The sequence below is a fragment of the Campylobacter concisus genome, assembly GCF_902460675.1.
Classification (GTDB): Bacteria; Campylobacterota; Campylobacteria; order Campylobacterales; family Campylobacteraceae; genus Campylobacter_A; species Campylobacter_A concisus_AJ.
Genome location: NZ_CABPUQ010000001.1, coordinates 187537 through 211098 on the forward strand (window position 1 = coordinate 187537; position 23562 = coordinate 211098).

Genomic DNA, 23562 nt, shown 5'->3' on the forward strand with positions numbered 1-23562 from the left:
CCAAAAAGGCTTTATTCATGAGGAATTTACTAAAAGTCACTGGCTTTTTGCCCTACCTAGCGATCGCATTTTTAAACGCAAGTGTCGATCTAGCACACAAAATAACCATCCAAAACGTCCTTTTAAAGACCTACTCAGGCGACACGCTTTTCATCCTAACAGCCGTTATAAATGCGATGATATTGCTTCCATTTATATTTTTATTTTCGCCTTCAAGCTTTATAAATGACAAATTTGCAAAGACAAAGGTTATTAGAATTTGCGCCGTCTTTGGCGTTGTTATCAGCGTTGCGGTGCTTATTAGTTACCTTTTGGGTGCCTTTGGCGTTGCATTTTCGCTCACGCTCATTTTGGCTGCTCAAAGTGCGATCTACTCGCCTGCAAAATATGGCATCATCAAAGCACTTGTCGGCACTGAGCGACTTGGCACAGCAAACGGCGTCATCCAAGCACTAACCATCGTAGCGATACTTGTTAGCTCATTTTTATTTTCATTTATATTTGAAAATTTATACATCCAAGGCGAAAACTCAGAAGAAATTTTAAAAAGCGTCTATCCTATCGGCATCTTTTTAGTCGTATTTAGCGCGCTTGAAGTATTTTTTGCTTACAAGCTACCTTATATCAGCGAAACAAACGAACAATGCGGAGAATTTGAGCTTAAAAGATACATCAGCCTTAGCTACTTAAGAGAGAATTTAAAAGAGGTAAGATCAGATAAAAATATCTGGCTAAGCATCGCTGGGCTAAGCATATTTTGGGGAATTTCTCAGATCATCATAGCAGCTTTTCCAGCTCACTACAAGGCAGTTTTTAACGACGACAGCTCTCTAGCAGTGCAGGCGATCCTTGCAGTAAGTGCCATAGGCATCGCATTTGGCTCATACGTGGCTGGCTCTATGTCAAAGCTTCACATCGAGCTTGGCATCGTGCCGATGGGCGCTATTGGTATATTTTTCTCACTATTATTTTTCGCATTTGGCTCAAGTATCGGCGTAGTGAGCCTTAGCTCATTTGCGTTTGGCTTTTTTGGAGGCATATTTATAGTGCCACTAAATGCGATGATCCAGTACTTCGCCCCGCAAAAGAGCACCGGCAAGATAATGGCGGCAAACAACTTCTTGCAAAACGTCTCAATGCTGCTATTTCTAGCCATTGGCATAGGCTTAGTATATTTTGAAATTTCAACCACTGGGCTCTTTGTCTTTACAGCGCTTGTTTGCTTGATCGGCAGTTTTTACGCCATTTTACAGCTTCCACACCTTTTTACAAGGCTACTTTTATTGCCATTTTTAAAGACAAAGTACCGCTTTTTCGTTGAAGGGCTTCAAAATTTACCGCAAAGTGGTGGCGCGCTGCTTCTTGGTAATCACATCAGCTGGATCGACTGGCTCGTGCTGCAAGCTGCAAGCCCAAGGGGCATAAGATTTGTCATGTATAGAACGATCTATAACAAATGGTATCTAAAGCAAATTTTTAAATTTTTTAAGGTGATCCCGATAGGCGCAGGGGCAAGTAAAGAGTCGATCGAGCTTGTGCGTGAGTGCCTAAAAAATGGCGAAGTGGTCGCACTTTTCCCAGAGGGGCACATCAGCTACAACGGTCAGATAAATGAATTTCAAAAGGGCTTTGAGCTTATCATCAGAGATCTAGAAGAAATTTGCATCGTGCCATTTTATCTTCGTGGCCTTTGGGGATCTAGCTTTTCAAGAGCTAGTAAATTTTATAAAGACCTCACTTCTAAAAACGGCAGACGCGACATCATCGTCGCCTTTGGCAAGCCAATAACTACATTTATAAACGCTGCAAAGATGAAGCAAAAGGTACTTGAGCTTAGCTTTTCATCGTGGGAGAGCTTCATCTCAAGGCAAAAACCACTAACAAGCGAGTGGCTAAACAACGCAAAAGAGAATAAATTTAAAGAGTGCGTGAGCGACAGCACTGGGCTAAATTTAAGCAACTTGAAATTTATAACAGCCGTTTTAGTCTTTATCAAAATTTTTAAACGCGAGCTAAAAGATGAGATAAATATAGGCATCTTGCTGCCTAGCTCAAGCATCGCAGCCATCGTAAATATGGCGCTTCTTGCGATGGGCAAAGTGAGCGTAAATTTAAACTACACGCTAAATGAGACCTCGCTAAATCACGCCCTAAGAAAGGCAAATATAAACACGGTGATTACATCTAGTAAATTTCTTGAAAAGCTCGCACTTAAGGGCTTTGATCTAAAAGATGCGATGAGTGGCAGGGCAAAATTTGCAGAAGATCTCTCAGCTAGCGTCTCAAAAAAAGAGAAATTTTTAGCGCTTTTAACTGCGTTTTTTGCACCAGCTTGGCTTATTAAGCTTTGCTATTTTAAGCGTGTAAGCTTAGAGGATACGGCTACCATTTTATTTAGTAGCGGCAGCGAGGGCGAGCCAAAAGGTATCGAGCTAAGCCATAAAAATTTACTTGCAAACATCAAGCAAATAAGCGAACTTCTAAATTTCAAAAAAGATGACGTGATCTTAAATTCACTCCCTGTTTTTCACTCATTTGGCCTAACAGTCACCACACTTATGCCACTTTGCGAGGGGATAAAAATGGTGAGCGTGCCTGACCCAACAGACGGAGCGACTATCGGCAAAATGGCCGCAAGACACAGCGCTAGCATCATCTTTGGCACCTCGACGTTTTTTAGGCTCTACACCAGAAACAAAAAGCTTCATCCGCTGATGTTTCAAAGTGCAAGAATGGTCGTAGCTGGGGCTGAAAAGCTAAAACCTGAGATAAAAGACGAGTTTAGGCTCAAATTTGGCATAGAAATTTATGAAGGATATGGCGCTACCGAAACGGCGCCGGTGGCGGCTGTAAATATGCCAAATATCCTAGAAAAAGAGAGCCTAAAAGAGCTTACATTTAATAGACCTGGCAGCGTTGGCATGCCTCTGCCTGGCACTATCATAAAGATAATCGACCCAGAAACGCTTGAAGAGCTAGAAACTGGCACAGACGGGCTCATCGTTATCGGCGGCTCGCAGGTGATGAAGGGCTATCTAAACGACGAAGCCAAAACAAGCGACGTCATCACGCACATTGACGGCGTCAGATACTATAAAACCGGCGATAAAGGCCACATAGACGAAAACGGCTTTGTATTTATCGTCGATAGATACTCAAGATTTGCTAAAATTGGCGGCGAGATGATAAGCCTTGGAAGCGTCGAAGAAGAGCTTGCAAAAGTGCTTGGGGGCGATGTTGTTTTTAGCAGTGCAAATGTGCCAGATAGTAAAAAGGGCGAAGCGATCGCACTTTTAGTTAAGAGCGGCACAGAGCCTGAGAATATCGAGCAAATTTTAAAAGAGAGCAACCTAGCTCCGATCATGACACCAAGCTATATATTCATCGTTGATGATATACCAACGCTTGCAAGCGGCAAGGTTGATTTTAAGGGCGTTAAAGCTCTAGCGGTCTCACTTTTAGAGGGGTGAGGCGCCGCCCTTTTATTTTTGTGATAAAATAGCGCCAAAATATCACATAGGTCGCAGTTGCGACTGACATTTGCATAAATCTTAAAATTTTTTTTGCAAATTCCATTATTGATTTTATTTTTTATAAGGAGTTTTGTATGAAATTTTCTAGTGCTTTTAAATTTGGTGCAACCTTCGTAGTTGCCTGCTTGTTCTCTTTAAATTCTGCCTTGGCAAATTCCTACGAGCAGATCAAGAAAGATGGCGTCATAAGGATAGCGACCGAAGGTGTTTATTCGCCATTTTCATTTCACAATGAAAAAGATGAGTTAATGGGCTATGACGTAGAGATAGCAAGAGCTGTGGCTAAAAAACTAGGCGTAAAGCCAAAATTTATCGAAGCTTCATGGGATGCGATGCTTGCGGCATTTGACGCTGGCAAGGCTGACGTGGTATTTAACCAAGTTAGCATAACCGATGAGCGAAAGAAAAAGTATGACTACAGCGTGCCATATATGCTCTCTTATTCAGCCATCGTCGTACATAAAGACAATAACGACATCAAAAGCTTTGCTGATCTAAAAGGTAAAAGAAGCGTGCATTCAGTAAATAGCATGTGGATACCAACCGTTGAAAAGTATGGCGCTAAGCTAGTTGTGGCCGATAGCTTGAGCGATCAGATAAATTTGATCATCACAAAAAGAGCCGATGATACGATAGATGATGCGGTGATGTTTTATGACTACATCAAGCAACATCCAAATGCCCCTATAAAGATCATCGAAGCTGGTGATGAGCCTATGTATACGGCTGCGATTGTTAAAAAAGGTAACAAAGAGCTACTAAATAAGATAAATAATGCCCTAAATGAGCTTAGCAAAGAAGGAGTTTTAAGCGAAATTTCGCTTAAATACTTCGGCAAAGACATTTCTAAATAAGGAGAATCAATGAATTTTAAGCCCATTTTTGGCTTTATCGCAGGTGCTTTTTTAGCTTTAAATTTAAATGCTTCAACTATCAAAAAAGGCGAGCTTATAGTTGCAACTGAAGGCACTTACTCACCTTACTCATTTTATGACGAAAAGGGCGAGCTAGTAGGATATGACGTAGATATTGCAAGAGCTGTAGCAAAGAAGCTAAATTTAAAGATAGAGTTTCTAACAGCCCCTTGGGACGCGATGCTAGCAGCATTTGACGCTGGCAAAGCGGATGTGGTGTTTAATCAAGTTAGCATAAACGAAGATAGAAAGAAAAAGTATGACATGAGCGTGCCTTACACCATGCCATATCCTGTAATAGTCGTGCATAAAGACAATAACGACATCAAAAGTTTTGCTGATCTAAAGGGCAAAAAAAGCGTGCACTCTGCAACTAGCAACTGGGCAGCGATAGCTGAGAAAAATGGCGCAACAGTGGTCGTGGCTGATGGCTTTAGCAAAGGTGTGGAGCTTATCATCTCAAGAAGAGCTGATGATACGATAAATGACAACGTCACATTTTTTGACTACATCAAACAACGCCCAAATGCACCGCTCAAGATCGCATACACTAGCAACGAGCCGATGCCAACAGCTGCACTTCTTAAAAAGGGTAACACCGAGCTACTAGAAGCTATAAACAAAGCGCTTGATGAGCTAAAAGCCGAGGGCAAGATAAGCGAAATTTCAATGAAATATTTTGGAAAAGATATTTCAAAATAAAGGATCAAAATGAAATTTACAAATTTATTAAAAGTAGTAGCAGTGCTTGCAATGGCTCTAAATTTGCAAGCAAAAACTATAAAAGATGGCGTGCTAACAGTAGCAACAGAAGGCACTTACGCTCCTTTTACATTTTATAATGACAAAAATGAGTTAGCGGGATACGACGTAGATATCGCAAGAGCAGTAGCGCAAAAGCTAAATTTAAAAGTTGAGTTTCTAACAGCTCCATGGGACGCGATGCTTGCAGCATTTGACGCTGGCAAGGCTGACGTTGTGTTTAATCAAGTTAGTATAACTGATGAGAGAAAGAAAAAGTATGCTTTTTCAGTGCCTTATACTGTGACATTTGGCACTATCATCACTAGAAAAGACAATAACGATATAAAAAGTTTTGCTGATCTAAAAGGCAAAAAAGATGCCGACTCAGCAACTAGCAACTGGGCGAAAGTAGCCGTAAAATACGGTGCTGAGCACGTCGTAACAGATAGTTTTGCTAAAAGTATGGAGCTTCTTATATCAAGACGTGTAGATGCCGTTGTAAGAGATAACATCGTATTTTACGACTTCATAAAAGAGCGTCCAAACGCACCTGTGAAGATAGCTGCCTCACTTGATGAAAAAGACTACACAGCAGCAGCTGTTAAGAAAGACAACGCCGAACTTGCAGAGCAAATTTCAAATGCACTAAATGAACTTTCAAAAGAAGGAAAACTAGAAGCCATCTCAAAAAGCTACTTTGGCAAAGACGTCTCAAAATAAATTTATAAACCAACAAGGCAAAAATGGAAAATTTAGATAGAGTGATCGAGCTTGTTTCAAGCTCGACGCTACCGATGATCATCGCACTTTTAAAAGTGACGATCCCACTTACTTTGCTCTCGTTTTCGCTAGGGCTTGTCATCGCCATTATCACAGCAGTAGCGAGGCTTTCAAATATAAAAATTTTAAAATTTATATTTGCCACCTATGTTTGGATATTTCGTGGCACGCCGCTTCTTGTGCAGCTTTTTATTGTATTTTACGGGCTTCCTAGTCTCGGCGTCACGCTTGATACTTGGAGTGCGGCGACTATCGCATTTAGCCTAAACGTGGGCGCTTATGCGTCTGAGTCTGTAAGGGCTGCCATACTTTCTGTGCCAAAAGGTCAGTGGGAGGCGGCCACATCGCTTGGCATGACGCACTATCAAATTTTAAAGCGTATCATCGCGCCTCAAGCAGTGAGGATCTCACTCCCTCCGCTTTCAAACACATTTATAGGCCTTGTTAAAGACACTTCACTGGCAGCTTCTATAACGATGGTAGATATGTTTATGGTCGCTCAAAGGATCGCAGCAAGGACCTTTGAGCCGCTCATCCTCTACATCCTAGCAGCACTCATCTATTTAGTGGTTTGCACACTTTTAACCTATCTTCAATCAAGGCTTGAAAAAGCTGTCTCAAGGTATGTCTAATGGCTATAAATTTTAAAAATATAAGCAAATCTTACGGCGATCATTTGGTGCTAGATAACATAAATACAAGCTTTAAAGAGGGGCAAACAACCGTGATAGTTGGCTCATCTGGTTGTGGCAAATCAACGCTTCTTAGGTGCATAAATTTACTTGAGATCCCACAAAGTGGCACTTTAGAGTTAGATGGTAGGAGTGTAAATTTTAAAGAGAAGCTTAGCTCAAAAGAGCTTTTAGAAATTCGCAAAAAAACAGGCATGGTCTTTCAAAGCTTCAACCTCTTCCCGCACCTAACAGCGCTTCAAAATGTCACCGAAGCTCCAATCTACGTTCAAAAAAAGGATAAAAACGAGGCGATAAAAGAGGCAAAAGAGCTTTTAGCTAAAGTGGGGCTTAGTCACAAAGAAGATACCTATCCAAACAGGCTCTCAGGCGGACAAGCGCAGCGTGTAGCCATCGCTAGAGCACTAGCTGTAAATCCGTACTTTTTACTACTTGACGAGCCTACAAGTGCGCTAGATCCAGAGCTAGAGGCTGAAGTTTTAAAGGTCATCTTATCTCTTGCAAAAGAGAAAAAGTCCATGATCATCGTCACTCATAATATGAATTTTGCTAGAAAGATAGCTGATAGAATTTTGTTTTTAGATAAAGGTGTGATCGCGTTTGATGGCTTGGTAGATGAGTTTTTTAACAGCCAAAATGAGAGGATAAAAAACTTCATCTCGGCTATGGATATATAAATTTAGCTAGAAGATCTAGCTAAATTTATTATGCAAAGTATGGTTTTATCTGCTCGATCCAAGCTGAAATTCTACCCTCAGTCTTGTCACTTTGGTTATCAGCATCAAGCGCTAGACCTACAAATTTACCGCCTCTTACAGCATCAGAGCCATCAAATGTATATCCGTCAGTGCTAACTTCACCAACTACCTTTGCACCTGCTTTTACGACCTCATCGTAAAGCTTTGCCATGCCGTTACAGTACTCATCAGAGTAGCTCTCGCTATCGCCCATGCCAAAAACAGCGACCGTTTTACCGCTTAAATTTAACGCTTTAAAATCAAACGCATCCCAGTCATCTTGAAGATCACCGCTACCCCAAGTCGATGTGCCAAGGATGAGCTTATCAAAGCTATTTATCTTTGCCCCGTCCACGTCAGAGACGTTTAAAAGCTCGTTTTCAAGTCCCAAGCCCTCGCTTATAAGTTTTGCTGCATCTTCGGTATTTCCCATGCTGCTTCCATAAACTATACCTATCATTTCTATCCTTTTTAAAAAATTTTACTAATAATCGTATAAGGCACGAGCTTTATGCACCCTCTTGCAAAGCAGTGCCTAACCTCAACGTGCCGCCTAAATTCCTCATTTCTAGGGCAAACGATATAGACCATCTCGCACTCGTGACCAAGCGCGCAAACGGCTGCATCGATGTCGTCATTTAAATTTCTCATATCATCAAAGCTCACCCTTTTAAAGCTTGGCATGACGCTGAGTAAATTTTTGCCATCTTTTTTGACCGAGATGACGCCGCCGTTTAGCACGACCTCTTTGTCCTGATGGCGGAGGCGTATTTTATCATAAACAAACTGGCAAAACATCTGCGCTGCGTCAATGAAAAACTCAAATTCCCCGCTTCTATAAAGCATCTTTATCATCTTTGCAGCTGCCATCTTTGGCTCTTTTGCTAAAAATTTCAACACCTTAAAATCATTTTGCAAGTAAGCATTTATAACGACGTTTGAAGGTATGCAAAAGCTGTCAACTGGTTTGAAATTTAAAAATTTATCACGCAGTAAGAAATTTATCCTAGCCTCAAAAATGTCTTTGAAATTTAGAAATTTAGCGTAAGAAAGCGGGATCTTTAGCTCGCTTTCAACGCCAACATTATAAAGTGCGATGAAAATTTTCGCACGCGAAAGCTTGTCAAGCTTTGCAAAAATACTTGGAGTTATTTCGCCAATATCTGATAAAAACCCGAACTTCATCGATTATTCTTTGCATCCAAATTCCTTATCTAGGCCAAAGACCTTACAATACTCGCAAAATACGCAACTAACGCTTCTTTTTGCACAAACGATAGGGATATTTCTCTTTTTTGCTTGAGTTTTAATGGTCTTCATCGTGTTGTGGTTTAAAAAGCTAGTTAGCATCACCACGCACTCGGTATCTTGTGGGATCGGCTTGCGATTTACGCGGTTTTCGTTTCTAGCGTCCCAGTGCTCTATCTTCTCAGCTCCCAAATCATGCAAAACAGCCTTAATAGGCGTGATCTCATCTGCTCCGATAACTAAAACTGACATAACAAGCTCCTAAAATTTATTCGTTTTCTGATAACGATTATAAAAAAGCTTAGCTAAAATTATTCTTAGTTATGATATTTATTATCACTTATTTGTAGAAATTTGTAACGCTTTTGGTTTTTTAAAAAGGCTAAATTTAATTAGCCTTTTTAAATTTAACCGTTGCAACGAGAAAGATGACAAGTCCAGTCGCTGCAAAAATGCTACCAACGTTGCCGATATTTTGCTCGCCAAGATGAACTATCGTTTGATGACCTATTAGCGCGCCAGCTCCTATGCCGATATTATAAATGGCTGAATATATCGCCATCGCAGCGTCTGTGGCGTTTGAGGCTAAGTTTAACACCTTTATCTGAAAGCTCATATTTATCCCAGCTATGCCAAGCCCCCAGATAAAGGCAAGCGCAAGCATCAAGCTCTCATTTGTAGCGATGAAATTTAACGTCAGCAAGCAGGCTAAAATGATCGCTATTGAGATAGCTGTAAAGGCATTTGGTATGAGCTTATAAAATTTAGAGAAAAGCACGCTTGCTACGATACCGGCTACGCCAAACAAAAGCAAAAATATGGTGATAAATTTACCATCAAAGCCGCTTATGTCTTTAGCAAATGGTTCAATGTAGCTATAAGTGCTAAAATGCGCGCTGATAACGATAGCAGTTAGCAAAAATATAACCATCAAAAAGCCATTTCTTGCAAGCTCCGGCAAGCTCTTTAATGAACCTGAGTTTTTGCTAGGTAAAAGCGGCAAAATTTTATATAGCCAAGCGCCAACGCCCACAGCAAAGATCCCTATGAGCCCAAATGTAACGCGCCAGCCCAAGGCATCGCCTAAAATCCTACCAAGTGGCAAGCCAAGTATCATCGCCATCGATGTGCCAAGTGCTAAAAGTCCCAGAGCTTGCGAGCTTTTATTGATAGGTGCCACCCTAACGGCAAGCGAGGCGGTGATCGACCAAAATATGGCGTGTGAGATGGCTATTAGTACGCGAGCTATAACTAAAACAGTAAAATTCCAAGCAACAGCGCAAAGTGCGTGAGAAGCGACAAAAATGATAAAAACCTTTAAAAGTAGCGACCTTCGCTCTAAATTTGCAGTTAGCAACATAAAAGGTAGAGAGAGTATCGTCACACTCCACGCATATATCGTGATGATGAGTCCAGTATCAGCCGTACTCATGCCAAAATCCTTTGCTATGTCGCTTAAAAGAGGCACTGGCACAAACTCAGTTGTATTAAATATAAAAGCTGCAAAAGCTAGCGCGATAACCCTTAGATAGGCTATTTTATGAATATTTATCAAAATTTCATCCTTTTTACTTTGCCCCTACAATATTAAAATTTGACTTACATCTTAGTTATTTATAAATTTTAATTTTTTAATGATAGAGATTAATGACAAATTTTGGATTTTTCTTTTATAATAAAGCCATTTTTAAGATAATTTTAAGGCGGAAATATGTCAAAAATAATGAAAACTATGGACGGAAACGAGGCCGCAGCTTACGCGTCATACGCATTTACCGAAGTAGCTGGAATTTACCCTATCACTCCTAGCTCGCCTATGGCTGACTACACTGACCTTTGGGCAGCACAGGGCAAGAAAAATTTATTTGGTATGCCAGTAAAAGTAGTCGAGATGCAAAGCGAGGGCGGCGCAGCTGGCACGGTGCATGGCTCGCTACAAGTTGGCGCCCTAACTACGACCTACACAGCTTCTCAAGGCCTACTTTTAAAAATTCCAAATATGTATAAAATAGCAGGTCAGCTCCTCCCTGGTGTCATCCATGTCTCAGCTCGCTCGCTCGCGGCGCAGGCACTTTCAATATTTGGCGATCACCAAGATATCTACGCCTGTCGCCAAACTGGCTTTGCTATGCTAGCAAGCGGCTCAGTACAAGAGGTGATGGACATCGCTGGCGTGGCGCATTTAGCGGCGATCAAGGGCCGTGTACCCTTTTTACACTTCTTTGATGGCTTTAGAACGAGCCATGAAATTCAAAAAGTAGAAGTGATGGACTACGCGCACTTTGATAGACTTCTTGACCGCGAAGCCTTGCAGAAATTTAGAGACGAAGCGCTAAATCCAGAGAGCCCAAAAACAAGAGGCACAGCGCAAAATGACGATATCTACTTTCAAACAAGAGAGCTAAGCAACCGCTTTTATGACGCAGTGCCAGACATCGTGGCAAACTACCTAGCTGAAATTTCAAAGATCACTGGCAGGGACTACAAGCCGTTTAACTACTACGGCGACCCTGAGGCTACGCGCGTCATCGTAGCTATGGGCTCAGTGACGCAAACTCTTGAAGAGGTCGTTGATTATCTAAACGCAAAAGGCGAAAAGGTGGGCATCATCAAGGTGCATTTGTACCGCCCATTTAGCACGAAGTATCTCTTTGACGTGATGCCAAAGAGCGTGAAAAAAATAGCCGTTCTTGACCGCACAAAAGAGCCTGGCAGCCTTGGTGAGCCGCTATATCTTGATATAAAAGCTGCATTTTACGGCCAAAAGGACGCCCCGATCATAGTTGGCGGCAGATACGGCCTAAGCTCAAAGGACGTCGATCCTGCGCAAATGCTAGCTGTGTTTGAAAATTTAAACCAAAGCGAGCCAAAAGATGGCTTTACAGTTGGTATTGTAGATGACGTCACTTTTACGTCGTTGCCAACTGGAGAGAAAATTTCACTAAGCGATGAGAGCGTTAAAGAGTGCTTATTTTACGGCCTTGGAGCTGACGGCACCGTGGGCGCAAACAAAAACTCTATTAAGATCATCGGCGATAAGACTGATCTTTACGCACAGGCATATTTTGCCTACGATAGTAAAAAATCAGGCGGCTACACGCGCTCGCACCTTCGCTTTGGCAAAAAGCCAATCCGCTCGACATATCTCGTCTCAAACCCGCACTTTGTAGCCTGCTCAGTCGCAGCATATCTTGAAATTTACGACGTGATTGATGGCATCAGAGAAAACGGCACATTTTTACTAAACTCTATCTGGAACGCAGAGCAGACCATAGCGAAGTTACCAAATAAAGTTAAGAAAATTTTAGCTAGCAAAAATATAAATTTCTACATCATAAACGCAACAAAGCTAGCACACGACATCGGCCTTAAAAACCGCACAAATACCATAATGCAGTCGGCATTTTTCAAGCTTGCCAACATCATACCATTTGAAGATGCGCAAAAATATATGAAAGAGTACGCGCACAAAGCCTACGCTAAAAAAGGCGAGGCGATCGTGCAGATGAACTACAACGCTATCGACGTTGGCGCAAATGGGCTCATAAAAGTGCCAGTCGATCCTGCGTGGGCAATTTTAACAGACGATGAGCAAAAAGATGAAAAATATATCGGCAACAGCTTCATCGAAAACGTCGTAAAACCGATAAATGCGGCCAGAGGCGATAGCCTACCAGTCTCTGCCTTTATAGGCTACGAAGACGGACACTTTGAAGCTGGCACGACGGCTTATGAGAAGCGCGGCGTTGGCGTCATGGTGCCAAAATGGATCGAGCAAAACTGCATCCAGTGTAACCAGTGCGCATTTGTCTGCCCGCACGCTGTAATCAGGCCATTTTTGATAGACGAAAACGAGCTTAGCGCAGCCCCACAAGGCGTAAAAGAGCACAACCTAGAAGCAAAAGGCAAAGAGCTTAAAGGGCTAAAATATAAAATCCAAGTAAGCCCGCTAGACTGCACCGGCTGCGAGCTGTGCGCGCAAAACTGCCCAAGCAAAGAAAAATCGCTCGTCATGGTGCCGCTTGAAGAAGAGCTAGGCAAAAACGAGCAAGAAAATGCTGATTATCTATTTAAAAAGGTCGCTTACAAAGACGATCTCATGAACAAAGAGAGCGTTAAGGGCGTTGGCTTTGCTAAGCCGCTCTTTGAATTCCACGGCGCTTGCCCGGGATGCGGCGAAACTCCGTATATCACGCTTATTACAAGGCTCTTTGGAGAGCGCATGATCGTGGCAAACGCGACTGGTTGTAGCTCAATATATGGCGGCTCTGCCCCATCTACTCCGTACACCACAAATGACGAAGGCAAGGGCGTTGCGTGGGCAAATTCGCTATTTGAAGATAACGCTGAGTTTGGCATGGGTATGAACGTAGCGATGGAGACCATGCGCCACCGCATCGAAGATATCATGAGAAACAACATAGATAGCGTGCCAAACGCACTTTCAGCGCTTTACAACGACTGGATAAATTTCAAAAATGATGGCGTTAAAACGCAAGAGATCACGAAAAATTTATTGCCTATTTTAGAGCAAAATTTAAACGCGCCAGGCGTTAAAGAAATTTTAGAGCTTAAGAAATTTCTCGTCAAGAAGTCGCAATGGATCATCGGCGGCGACGGCTGGGCGTATGACATCGGCTTTGGCGGACTTGACCACGTGCTAGCAAGCGGCGAGAACGTAAATGTACTAGTGCTTGATACCGAAGTTTATTCAAACACTGGTGGCCAAAGCTCAAAATCAAGCCGCGCAGGCTCGATAGCGCAATTTACAGCTAGCGGCAAGCCAGCTCAGAAAAAGGACCTTGGCTACATCGCGATGACTTACGGCAACATTTTCGTGGCCCAAATCAACTCAAACGCGAGTCAAGCAAACGTGATAAAAGCGATCGCAGCGGCCGAAGCGTATGATGGCCCAAGCCTCATCATCGCCTACTCTCCGTGCATCGCTCACGGCATCAAAGGCGGCTTATCGCAGTCAGGCGGCCAAGGCGAGCTCGCTACAAAATGCGGATACTGGCCGACATACCTATACGATCCGCGCCTTTTAAAAGAGGGACAAAATCCGCTCAAAATCACCTCAAAAGAGCCAGACTGGTCGCTTTATGAAGAGTTTTTGCTAAACGAGGTTCGCTACAACTCGCTTAAAAAGACCAACCCTGAGCACGCAGACGAGCTACTAGCTAAAAACAAGGCCGACGCACAAAGACGCTACCGCCAGCTAAAACGCCTTAGCCTAGCAGACTTTAGCGACGAAATAGAGAGCAGCGAAGCTGCGCAAAGTGCTGAGTAAATTTAAATTTCTCTTGCCAAATTTAAACGGCAAGAGAAAATTTCATTAAATTTAAAAGGTAAAATATGAGCCATACACACCCTTTTAAGCCAATCTTTGATAAAAACTCTAAAATTTTAATCCTAGGCTCATTTCCATCTGTCATCTCTCGTAAATTTGGCTTTTATTATACAAATCCGCAAAACCGCTTTTGGCGGGTGTTAGCTGCGATTTTAAACGCTGCTGTGCCAGAAAGCACGGATGAAAAGATAAAATTTCTACTTTCTCCTCACATCGCTATCTACGACGCGGCGATCTCGTGCGAGATAGAGGGCTCAAGCGACGCTAAGATGAGCAAGATCATACCTGTAAATTTAGAGCCGATTTTTAGCGGCGCGCGCATAGCACAGGTATTCGCAAACGGCGGTAAGGCTTATGAAATTTGTAAAAAATACTTAGAAGATGAGATCATAAAAGCGACAAAAAACGAGGTGATAAAACTACCATCAACCAGCCCTGCAAATGCTAAATTTAGCCTTGAAAAGCTCAAATGCGAATGGAAAGTAGTAGCAAATACATTAAGAGATAGCTAAAATTTAGCTAATTTGCTTGTCTGTTATTACAAATGCCAAAATATAAAACTAGAATATCGCTCCCTACTCAACCTCTAGCTTAACCTCTTTGCTATCTAGTCCAACTCTTTGTTTTACTTCGTTAAATTTTTGGATAAATCTGTTTTTATTCTCACTATTTATCAAATTTATTCCGCTTTTTATAGATGATGCTCTTTGTATATTGCTATCTATTGCATAAATTTTACATGGCTCTATATATGATCTATCTTTACCATCTATGCTTTGGTAGCATGCTACACTTAGCTTATCATCTTCATATATATCTATATCACCACTGCTTAAATTTGAGCTTATATAGTACGTTCCTTTAGGCATATGCTCTACTTTCTCATCTTTGCTCTCTTTATCAAAGATACCGCCAGACAAGCTTGTATCAAAGCACATAGTGGCATCAGTATGCCCAAACTCATATATACAAAGCTTGCCATTAGAGTATTTTAAATAGATAGGTGCTTTTATATCTACTCTAATATGCGTCTTTCCAAAATTAGTATTAAACGCAGGTGATTTTAGATAGGCAAAAAACATTATGATATGGTTGCCATGATTTAGCTTCTTTAGTAGCTCTTTATCTTTTATATCATCTTTTGGACTAAAAGTGATCTTTTTACCTTTAAATTTCTCTTCGCTTAAATTTATCGCCCCTGCTACCTTATCTACCATAACCTCACTATTATATTTATCCTCTCTTATCACCTTATAAGCCCAGCTTATCTCTTTGTAGTCATCATCTCCCTTATTTGGTAGATAAACAGCCTCTAAATTTAAAGTATCCTTTATGCTTAGATTTGTAGCGTCACTACTTTCTAAGGTATTTAACCTTATCTCAGTTATATTTTTTTGATAAATGACCGTAGATACTTTGATATCAAACTCAGCACCTCCATCTTTTTTATCTTTACTAGCCAAAGTTACAACAGCGGTGTCTTCTTTAGCATGTATCTCGCCAGTGTCATACCTTTTGCTTAGATCAAATGTGGCTATGATAAATTTTGAAGTCTTTTTAAAGCCTGTAGAGTTTTTGTCTAAATTTATATTTATTCTAAATTTAGCCGTATATGAGTTTTTAGAGCTACTATTACTATCTGCGTCTTTATCATCGTTTTTCTTTAGGTAGTAAGAGGGATAGACCCTTTTATCTTCACCATTATGAAGATACACCTCTTTTATATCGGAGCTTTTACCCTCTTCATCCTCTATGATCAGATCACTCACTACTAGGTTGAAATTTCCTTCATTTTTTGTAGAGATACTATCAGTAGCGTCTGGTAGCCTTAGCTTTATATCAAACATGCTTGAAGCCTTGTCGCTTCTTATGCTATAGCTGTTTTCTTTAGCAAAATTTAAGAGATTAAAGTTCATTTTTTCAAAGAAGTTAAGAGTTATTACATTGCCGCTATTAAAGGCATATCCCTCATCTTGTGATATGAAAATTCCATTAGCATTTTTATATATGATAGTCTCACCATTTGTAGAAGGCTTTATAAAGCTTATCTCTTCATCTCTTGAGTTTTTATTAGGCTCTCTTACATCTTGCTTATAGTTCATAAGCACTATCTCACTCTCATTGCTATTTCCATCTGGGTTTAAATTTGAACAATCAAGCGATGTATTATCTGCTAAGACGATAGTAAAGGTTGTATTTTTTGGTTGGATAGGCATTACAGGAAGGGCTGAAGCTGTTGGATATATAAGCAAGATATCTCTCTTAGCTTCAGGTTTAAACTCACCATTTTCTGCTCTTATCTTTAAAAGTTTATTTATCCTTGAGATATTATGACTATTATCATCCTTTGTGGTGATCACATAGATATCTTCTAGCTTAAAGGTCTTTGAGGTGACATTTTTTAAAAGGGCGTTTATCTTATCTGCAAAAAATTGCAAGATAGTGTTGTATTTTCTGTAGTGTTTATTAAAGTTAGTAGCGTTTTTTGGTGTTGCTAAATACTCTGGGATAGTTCTATTGCCTTTAAATTCCTTAGTGGTCTCATAGGCTATAGCGTTTTGTAGATAGGTTATAGATGGCTCATCTTTCTCTTTTATCTTTGCCACATTTAAAAGAGAGAATAGATCCAAACACTCTTCAAAGGATATTGCGTTTATGCTTATGTTTGCCAACTCATTTCTTTTAACCCTTCCGTTATTGTCCGCATCTTCAAAGAGTCCAAATTCGTTTGACTCTGCAAATCTACGCTTAGCTATACCTATCTCATTATCTGCATTACTCTTATATCTTATCTCATACCAAGCTCCAAAGCGATTTCTAGCTCTTAAGTGAGCTTTTAGGCCACTTCCTACAAGGCTTGGATTATTATATGTCATACTCATTAAAGCTATATATTCTCTGCTACCTATACTATCTTTATCTATTTTACTCTCTTGTGGGCTTATAGAAGTATAAGCTAGTTTTTTATTTAGACCATCTCTAAAATTTTCAATCACCTCTGGCAATATATCACCGATTTGTTTATCATCTAGCTTAAATTCGCCAAATTTCGTGCTCTTTTTATCTTCTGCTTTTATGCCATCAAGATACTCTGATACCTTAGATCTTAGATTTTCATTAGTTTTTACCACTACTCCATTAATGGTATTAAGTAACCCAGTAAATTCTTCTTCACTCATCTTAGGATCAGAATATTTTTTATCACAAACTTCTTTTAGTATCTCTTTTAAAGTTACATTAAAACCGCAACCTATAGTGGCTATTTTATTAGTATCATAATATAGTTCATATATAAAATCTTCAGCATCTTTTAATGTATCTCTTAGTTCATCTTTAAAATTAGTAGCATTTCTCTCATTAATTGGCATTAAAACTCCTTAAACTGATCAAGATACTCTCTTATAAGCTTAGTATCATTTCTATCTTTAAACCTGCTTTGGATAGGCATTCTGCATATAAGATTATTAGCATATTCTCCTGTAAAAACCCTAAAGAAAAATTTATCAGCAACTATAAGAATAGGCCAATCAGAAGAGTTGCTTGAGAGAAAATGTTCTCCGAATTTCTCTTTTGATTTTTCCCAGCCTAAATTTGAAGCATATAGTATTCTTACCATTCCATCAGAAAGTATATTTGCATCATAGCTTTTATCGGTACTATATATTACGCTACTAAAATCATCTGTATCATTTTTTATTGTCTTTTTAAAAACCTCTGTTGAAAAGCTATCATCCTTTTTATAGTCTAAGCCTCTTCTTTTAAACTCTTCTTCGGTCTCTTCTATCTCTTTAAATTTAAGTCCAAATTTTAGTTTTTGACCATCTCTTATATAATCCCCATTTAAAAAATCCTCGAACTGTCCATTTAATGTTACACAATAAGGCTTATATGTTTTACTTCTTAGATCATATATATCTTTTTCTTCTCCGCCTATACCTACACACATGATGTAACTTCCAACTGGAGCTCCATCAAGTTGTGTGTAGTAATAATTTTTAGTGGTATTTAATTCCCTCGCTGCGATGTCTTTGCCAAGAGCATTAATGATAAATTTCTCATAAAACTCTTTATCTTCTCCATAAGGTGGGTTATCTTTATTTACAGGCTTTGGGGAGTCCATCCAGAATTTTTGAGTAAAGTAGTTATAGCATAGATCATTTGTGCTATTTTTATCGTTTATTGAAAAACCTGTTCTTCTGTTATAGCTTGGAACTACAGATTGTATCCTATTATAATATTCATTAAGGACACACCTTCTAAATTCTTCTTTATCTTTTTCTGTGTTGCAATACCTATCTCTATGCTTAACCCACTCAATCTGACTTTGTTTTAGCTTTTCTAAATATGGCTTTATCTCCTCTTTGGCCTCTTCATTCATATAAGCAAGGTCATATTTACCCATCATTAGATCATAAGCTTTTTGCATATCTCTATCAAGTATTGAGAGAACTTCGTCAGAACATACTAGCTTTTCTACTCTTGTTTTAGCTTTAGAACAATCAAAGCTAGGCTGGATACGATCGCTTGAGTAAAGATGTGAAGTAAATAACAACAAAGATATAACTATAATTTTTTTCATTAAAACTCCTTAAACTGATTAAGATACTCTCTTATAAGCTTAGTATCATTTCTATCTTTAAACCTGCTTTGGATAGGCATTCTACAAACTAGATAATTTCCATATTTACTCATATAGACCCTAAAGAAGAATTTATCAGCAACTATAAAAGCTGGTGAATCAGAATAACCATTAGAATATTTATATACTCCGAATTTCTCTTTTGATTTTTCCCACTCTAAATTTGAAGCGTATAGTATTCTTACCATTCCGTCTGAAAGTATATTTGCATCATAGCTTTTATCATTAGTATTATATATTGCATTGCTAAAACGACCAAAACCATTTTTCATAACTTTTTTATAAACCTCTGTTGAAAAGTTATCATCCTTTTCATAGTCTAGACCTCTCTTTTTAAACTCCTCCTTGGTCTCTTCTACCTCTTTAAATTTAAGTCCAGATTCTGGTTTTTTCCCAGGCTTTATATACTCACCATTTAAAAAATCCTCGAACTGCATACTAGAATTTGTGCAATAAGGCTTATATGTTTTACTTCTTAGATCGTATATCTCTTTTTCTTCTCCACCTATACCTACACACATGATATTACTTCCAACTGGAGCACCGTCAAGCTGTGTATAGTAGTAGTTCTTGGTGGTGTTTAGCTCTCTTTTTGCAACATCATCATCAAGAGCATCTATTAGAAATTTCTCATAAAACTCTTTATCTTCTCCATAAGGGGGGTTATCTTTATTCACAGGCTTTGGGGAGTCCATCCAGAATTTTTGAGTAAAGTAGTTATAGCATAGATCATTTGTGCTATTTTTATCATTTATTGAAAAACCTGTTCTCCAGTCGTAACTTGGCACTATAGATTCTATTCTATAAACATATCTACTAAAGACACAGCTATTAAATTCTTTTTCATCTTTTTTTGTGTTGCAATACTTATCTCTATACTTAACCCAGTCGATCTGACTTTGTTTTAGCTTTTCTAAATATGGTTTTATCTCCTCTTTAGCCTCTTCATTCATATAAGCAAGGTCATATTTGCCCATCATTAGATCATAGGCTTTTTGCATATCTCTATCTACTCTTGATATGTCTTCATCAGAACATACTAGTTTTTCTACTCTTGTTTTAGCTTTAGAACAATCAAAACTAGGCTGGATTTTTTCACTTGAGTAGAGGTTTGATGTGGTTAGTAGTGTGAATATAAAAATAAGTTTTAAATTTTTCATTAGAGTTCCTTTTATGATAATAAAATCTTGTTATTGTATCTTTTATGGGATTTATTAATCATAATTTAAAAGCGTATTTTAACGCAAATCATCTACTATTTCGTATTTGTCGTTACATTTTTTATAATTCGTTAAATGGCTTAGCTCCAGCTTGTATCTAACTTTCCATGCAAACAAGGATTTGTTGAGCCCGTCCTATAAATTTAAATTCTATCTTTCTAAATATTTATGGCCACTTATGGTCTATATCCACATACTGCGCCATCTTTTTCATGGTCTTGACATATATATTCTTTTTCTGCACAAGCTGTAAAAACAAATGCCAACAAAGCAAACATGATTAATTTTTTTATTTCCATTTTATCTCCTTTGATTTTGTATTAAACAATAGCCCATGCTGACGCATCTTTTGTCTATCCATATTGATTTTTATATTAGAAAAAATTTCTTCCGCATCTTGCCTAAATTGTCTTGTTATTTTATTTAACTTTTCTTTTTCTGAGAGGGTGCTTTTTTTAAATGCCTCACTTGATAAGTTAAAACTATATTCAGATCTTATACGAAGCACCTTTGGCACACCATTGGCACCATAAAAGCTACAATATGTCTCATACTCTTGCGTCTGAATTATGCCATCACCCTTGTTTTGATGATTATATTTTTTATTTAGTTCTTTAGAAAAGCTTCTACATTTTATACCATCTATGATATTGACAAAAGCCCTATCATAATACTGTCCAAATGTTTCATTTTCATATTTTATATCTGGATTATTAGTATTTAGCTCAAAAGAATTTATATTTTCCAAGTCAAGATACTTTTCCCCATCGAATGTATCTATCTTATCTATTTCAAGATAAAATATCTCAACTATCTCCCCGATGATACGGCGCTGCAACACTGTAAAATCATCATTTTTGTCTAAACCCTCAAATAAGACACCTCTATTTATCGGCGCCTTTACTGAAAATGTTTTATTTGAGCTATAAAGTGTAGTGTTTGCATCCATTTTTATATAGTCGCGATCATATATATCACTTTTATATGTATTATCAAAACTACATCCTGTTATGAAAGCTATTAATAATGAAATTATTAGTATCTTCACCTTACTACACTCCTTTATGTATAGCCACTATTTTTATCAAATTCTTTGCATATAGTTTGCAGTTGTAATTTTATCTAAAACTGAACCCTATATGGTTTATCAAACAAAAGCCCCTCTTTTCTCATCTTTTCTCTATCCATGCCAAGCTTTATGGTAGAAAATATTGCTTGTATGTCTTGCCTAAATATATTGTGTATATCATTTAAGACTTCCTGCTCTGTTTTGTTGCTATCTGTAAAAGCTTTTGATTTGCGATTAAAACTATATTCATATTGTAGTCTAACCATATTTGTTGGTTTTTTAATGTTTTTTGGCTGATAAAATGAACAATATGTATCATAGTATTGTGTATAAGTCTTTTCACCATCTATTACATTTTGATAAATCTGTCTCAAATCCGCATGGACAAATGTCCTGCATTTAACTCCATCTATATAATCAAGATATGCTTTTTTATATATAGCACTAGTAGTAGTATTGTAAAAACTCTCTTTAGTTTTTGTCTCTTCTTCAAAAATTTTAAGATTTTTTGGATTGAGATATTTTGCAGATTCAAAAGTATGCCCAGGATAAGACTCTGTCGAAATAATAAGCTTTGAAGCCATCATATTTTTTACAGCCCAAGTCAACGCCATGCCTTCCTCTACTTTATACACTCCATAAAAAACGCCTATATCCTTATGTATAGGCGCCATCAAAGAGAGCAATCCTTCTTTAGTAGATATCCTTTGATCTATACTCAAAATTTTAGATTCTTTATTGTCATTATCTACACCCGTAACAATACCGCATCCTGACAAAAATAAGATAATAAATAAAAATCTTATCTGTAGCCACACTGCACCCTGCCTCCTTTGTAATTATCTTTCCATTTTTGTATTACTTTATGAACCAATAGTATCTAAATTTAAAACCCATCTACAAGAGACCTCTCAAACAAAGGCCAAATTTTATAGCCATTCTTTCTATTATCTCTTCGCTTTCATCTTTACAATAAACAATATAATAATAATCGCTCAAAGATACGATATAGATACAAATTTCAGAAAAATATATACGATATGCAAACTGCACACCAAAAGCGTCCCTAAAGCTAAGCATTGTAAAAATTTCAATATCTTCTTGGCAAGTTATACTTTTTGCTCTAAGTAAATTTTCTAATCTGATTTGCGAATATTTTGCATCAAAAAGAAGCTTTGTGGCTTTTTTATAGTTGCAAAAATGAATTCTTATTGATGCTTTTTCTTTGATAGCAAAAAGTGTTAGAAAAAATTTTAAATATTTATCTTCACTGCCTATATAATAGCTTTTCTCTTCATCACCCATTTCCATAAAGCTCTTTTTAAAATATTCTTGAGCTTCATCTTCGTTTAAATTTCTATTAAATACATCCAAAATAAAACGCTTCATTTTCTTAGCACCTTTCCTTCTTTGCTACTTAAAATCTGTCTTATCTACTCTTAAAAATATTTTCCTTTAAACAAACTGCTTTGACTGGACGCCAAACAGGTATATCTTCATTTAGTATTTTTACATAAATATTAGTAGTCATATTTAACTCATTTTACTCATGTTCTTCTTCTAATTGACAACTGAAATTTTCCATATCTATTTTAATACCAAATTTTTCAAACAACATCTTGTTTATCTCTAGCGTTATATCGTAGGCTCCACTTAGGTATTCATTTCCATTTTCATCTAATTGGATATGTTTTTCATTTGGATAGAAATTCAATAAAACATTCTCAATATCATTTAACGTACAATTTTCAATATGGATAGATTTTACAAAACTACCATCAAATTTATTATAATAAATAAAGCAAATATTAGTTTTTAGTTTAGATTTCATTTTTTACCACTTTGAGTAATGACTAATTTTTACATCTTTTTTAGCCTACTTTAAAGACTCTCCACTTGTTCCAGAATTTCTATTTTTGCTATTGCCCCTCAACTCCACCTAGATAAGGTTCATAAAAGAATTATTTGTATTTATCTATCAATTTGTTTAAATTTACAAAAAAAGAACAAGCAAGATAGCAAATATCAATTGCCAGCTGAATACATAAACATGCAAATGCGATATAGAGTAAATTTCTATCACCTAGGTCGTATGCAAAAAATTGAGGAATGTTTATAAAATTTGTTAGGATGATCATTATAGCACCAAGAAAAACGAAAAAATACCTAATAACAAACTTTCTGCCCTTGTTTTTAGACTCTTTAATCCAAAAAATCAAAAATATAAAACTTGCGATAGACCCGAAAATTAGACCGATATTATTAATAGCCAACGTTATCTCCCATCAAAAAAACAACAACTATCAGAAATATATCCAAAAAGAGTTGATAATAGCCAGAAAAGTGCTTAGGATTATTTTGCCAATCTATCAATATAATGGCTGGCCAGATCATATTCATAAAAAAAACAACTATCATGGCCACTAATATTCCTCTGCTTATTTCAAACCAATTGTTGTGATAATACACAATATAGCAAGCAAAATAAACAAGTATGGCATAACCTATAAAAATATACAATCCAGATAAAAATCTCAGAAATTTATATATGAAATTTAGCATAACTCGCTTACTTATATATAGCATTAAATAAAGCACTAAATTTGATATTAAAAAAATATATACTAGTTCCATTT

General features: G+C 37.9%; 21 protein-coding genes. 8 read left to right on the forward strand and 13 right to left on the reverse strand.

Going from position 1 to position 23562, the window contains the following annotated elements:
• The first annotated feature begins 17 nt into the window (after window positions 1–17).
• From F3G88_RS00950 to F3G88_RS00975, 6 genes are all read left to right on the forward strand, one after another.
• Window positions 18–3470: an acyl-[ACP]--phospholipid O-acyltransferase gene (locus F3G88_RS00950; RefSeq protein ID WP_149715127.1), complete on the forward strand. Its 3453-nt coding sequence runs from the start codon at window positions 18–20 to the stop codon at window positions 3468–3470.
• A gap of 137 nt (window positions 3471–3607) precedes the next feature.
• On the forward strand, window positions 3608–4387 hold the full coding sequence (locus F3G88_RS00955; protein ID WP_103607754.1) for an amino acid ABC transporter substrate-binding protein: 780 nt from the start codon (window positions 3608–3610) through the stop codon (window positions 4385–4387).
• A 9-nt stretch (window positions 4388–4396) separates the two neighbouring features.
• Window positions 4397–5149, forward strand: a complete 753-nt coding sequence (locus F3G88_RS00960; RefSeq protein WP_149715128.1) for an amino acid ABC transporter substrate-binding protein — start codon at window positions 4397–4399, stop codon at window positions 5147–5149.
• Between the two features lie 9 nt (window positions 5150–5158).
• Entirely contained in the window at window positions 5159–5911 is a 753-nt protein-coding gene (locus F3G88_RS00965) for an amino acid ABC transporter substrate-binding protein (RefSeq protein WP_149715129.1), read from the forward strand.
• A 23-nt stretch (window positions 5912–5934) separates the two neighbouring features.
• Window positions 5935–6603 carry an amino acid ABC transporter permease gene (locus tag F3G88_RS00970; protein ID WP_103566155.1) on the forward strand — a complete coding sequence of 223 codons (669 nt, stop codon included), beginning with the start codon at window positions 5935–5937 and terminating at the stop codon, window positions 6601–6603.
• Window positions 6603–7340, forward strand: coding sequence for an amino acid ABC transporter ATP-binding protein (locus F3G88_RS00975; RefSeq protein ID WP_149715130.1), 738 nt, complete (start codon window positions 6603–6605; stop codon window positions 7338–7340). Before F3G88_RS00970 ends, F3G88_RS00975 begins: the two co-directional genes overlap by 1 nt.
• A 28-nt stretch (window positions 7341–7368) precedes the next feature.
• Here the strand turns inward: F3G88_RS00975 and fldA are convergent, their stop codons facing one another.
• The 4 genes from fldA to F3G88_RS00995 form a co-directional block, all read right to left on the reverse strand.
• A complete protein-coding gene (gene fldA, locus F3G88_RS00980) occupies window positions 7369–7860 on the reverse strand; it encodes a flavodoxin FldA (RefSeq protein WP_103602289.1) in 492 nt (163 codons plus the stop codon).
• 11 nt (window positions 7861–7871) lie between these two features.
• Window positions 7872–8585, reverse strand: a complete 714-nt coding sequence (locus tag F3G88_RS00985; protein WP_021084525.1) for a hypothetical protein — start codon at window positions 8583–8585, stop codon at window positions 7872–7874.
• A gap of 3 nt (window positions 8586–8588) precedes the next feature.
• Window positions 8589–8900, reverse strand: coding sequence for a DUF2325 domain-containing protein (locus F3G88_RS00990; RefSeq protein ID WP_002939277.1), 312 nt, complete (start codon window positions 8898–8900; stop codon window positions 8589–8591).
• A gap of 136 nt (window positions 8901–9036) precedes the next feature.
• Window positions 9037–10203 (reverse strand): sugar transporter, encoded by a 1167-nt coding sequence (locus F3G88_RS00995; RefSeq protein WP_149715131.1) that lies wholly within the window; start codon window positions 10201–10203, stop codon window positions 9037–9039.
• A gap of 156 nt (window positions 10204–10359) precedes the next feature.
• On the opposite strand from F3G88_RS00995, the gene nifJ reads away from it, so the two are divergent.
• Both nifJ and F3G88_RS01005 read left to right on the forward strand, forming a co-directional pair.
• Window positions 10360–13938 carry a pyruvate:ferredoxin (flavodoxin) oxidoreductase gene (nifJ, locus tag F3G88_RS01000; protein WP_149715132.1) on the forward strand — a complete coding sequence of 1193 codons (3579 nt, stop codon included), beginning with the start codon at window positions 10360–10362 and terminating at the stop codon, window positions 13936–13938.
• A gap of 65 nt (window positions 13939–14003) precedes the next feature.
• Window positions 14004–14510, forward strand: coding sequence for a DNA-deoxyinosine glycosylase (locus tag F3G88_RS01005; protein ID WP_103573846.1), 507 nt, complete (start codon window positions 14004–14006; stop codon window positions 14508–14510).
• 63 nt (window positions 14511–14573) lie between these two features.
• On the opposite strand, the gene F3G88_RS01010 is transcribed toward F3G88_RS01005, so the two are convergent.
• The 9 genes from F3G88_RS01010 to F3G88_RS01045 form a co-directional block, all read right to left on the reverse strand.
• On the reverse strand, window positions 14574–17366 hold the full coding sequence (locus tag F3G88_RS01010) for a hypothetical protein (protein ID WP_149715133.1): 2793 nt from the start codon (window positions 17364–17366) through the stop codon (window positions 14574–14576).
• On the reverse strand, window positions 17366–18577 hold the full coding sequence (locus F3G88_RS01015) for a lysozyme inhibitor LprI family protein (RefSeq protein ID WP_149715134.1): 1212 nt from the start codon (window positions 18575–18577) through the stop codon (window positions 17366–17368). Before F3G88_RS01015 ends, F3G88_RS01010 begins: the two co-directional genes overlap by 1 nt.
• On the reverse strand, window positions 18577–19797 hold the full coding sequence (locus tag F3G88_RS01020) for a lysozyme inhibitor LprI family protein (protein ID WP_149715135.1): 1221 nt from the start codon (window positions 19795–19797) through the stop codon (window positions 18577–18579). The genes F3G88_RS01015 and F3G88_RS01020 overlap by 1 nt, the downstream gene beginning before the upstream one ends.
• Before the next feature lie 236 nt (window positions 19798–20033).
• The gene (locus tag F3G88_RS10595) at window positions 20034–20156 is read right to left on the reverse strand and encodes a hypothetical protein (RefSeq protein ID WP_257784944.1); all 123 of its coding nucleotides are present in this window, start codon (window positions 20154–20156) and stop codon (window positions 20034–20036) included.
• Window positions 20147–20905, reverse strand: a complete 759-nt coding sequence (locus tag F3G88_RS01025) for a hypothetical protein (protein ID WP_149715136.1) — start codon at window positions 20903–20905, stop codon at window positions 20147–20149. The genes F3G88_RS10595 and F3G88_RS01025 overlap by 10 nt, the downstream gene beginning before the upstream one ends.
• 74 nt (window positions 20906–20979) lie before the next feature.
• The gene (locus F3G88_RS01030; RefSeq protein ID WP_149715137.1) at window positions 20980–21744 is read right to left on the reverse strand and encodes a hypothetical protein; all 765 of its coding nucleotides are present in this window, start codon (window positions 21742–21744) and stop codon (window positions 20980–20982) included.
• 79 nt (window positions 21745–21823) lie between these two features.
• A complete protein-coding gene (locus tag F3G88_RS01035; protein ID WP_149715138.1) occupies window positions 21824–22315 on the reverse strand; it encodes a hypothetical protein in 492 nt (163 codons plus the stop codon).
• A 154-nt stretch (window positions 22316–22469) separates the two neighbouring features.
• Window positions 22470–22757, reverse strand: a complete 288-nt coding sequence (locus F3G88_RS01040; protein ID WP_103573853.1) for a hypothetical protein — start codon at window positions 22755–22757, stop codon at window positions 22470–22472.
• 431 nt (window positions 22758–23188) lie between these two features.
• Entirely contained in the window at window positions 23189–23560 is a 372-nt protein-coding gene (locus F3G88_RS01045) for a hypothetical protein (RefSeq protein ID WP_149715139.1), read from the reverse strand.
• Window positions 23561–23562 lie beyond the last annotated feature (2 nt).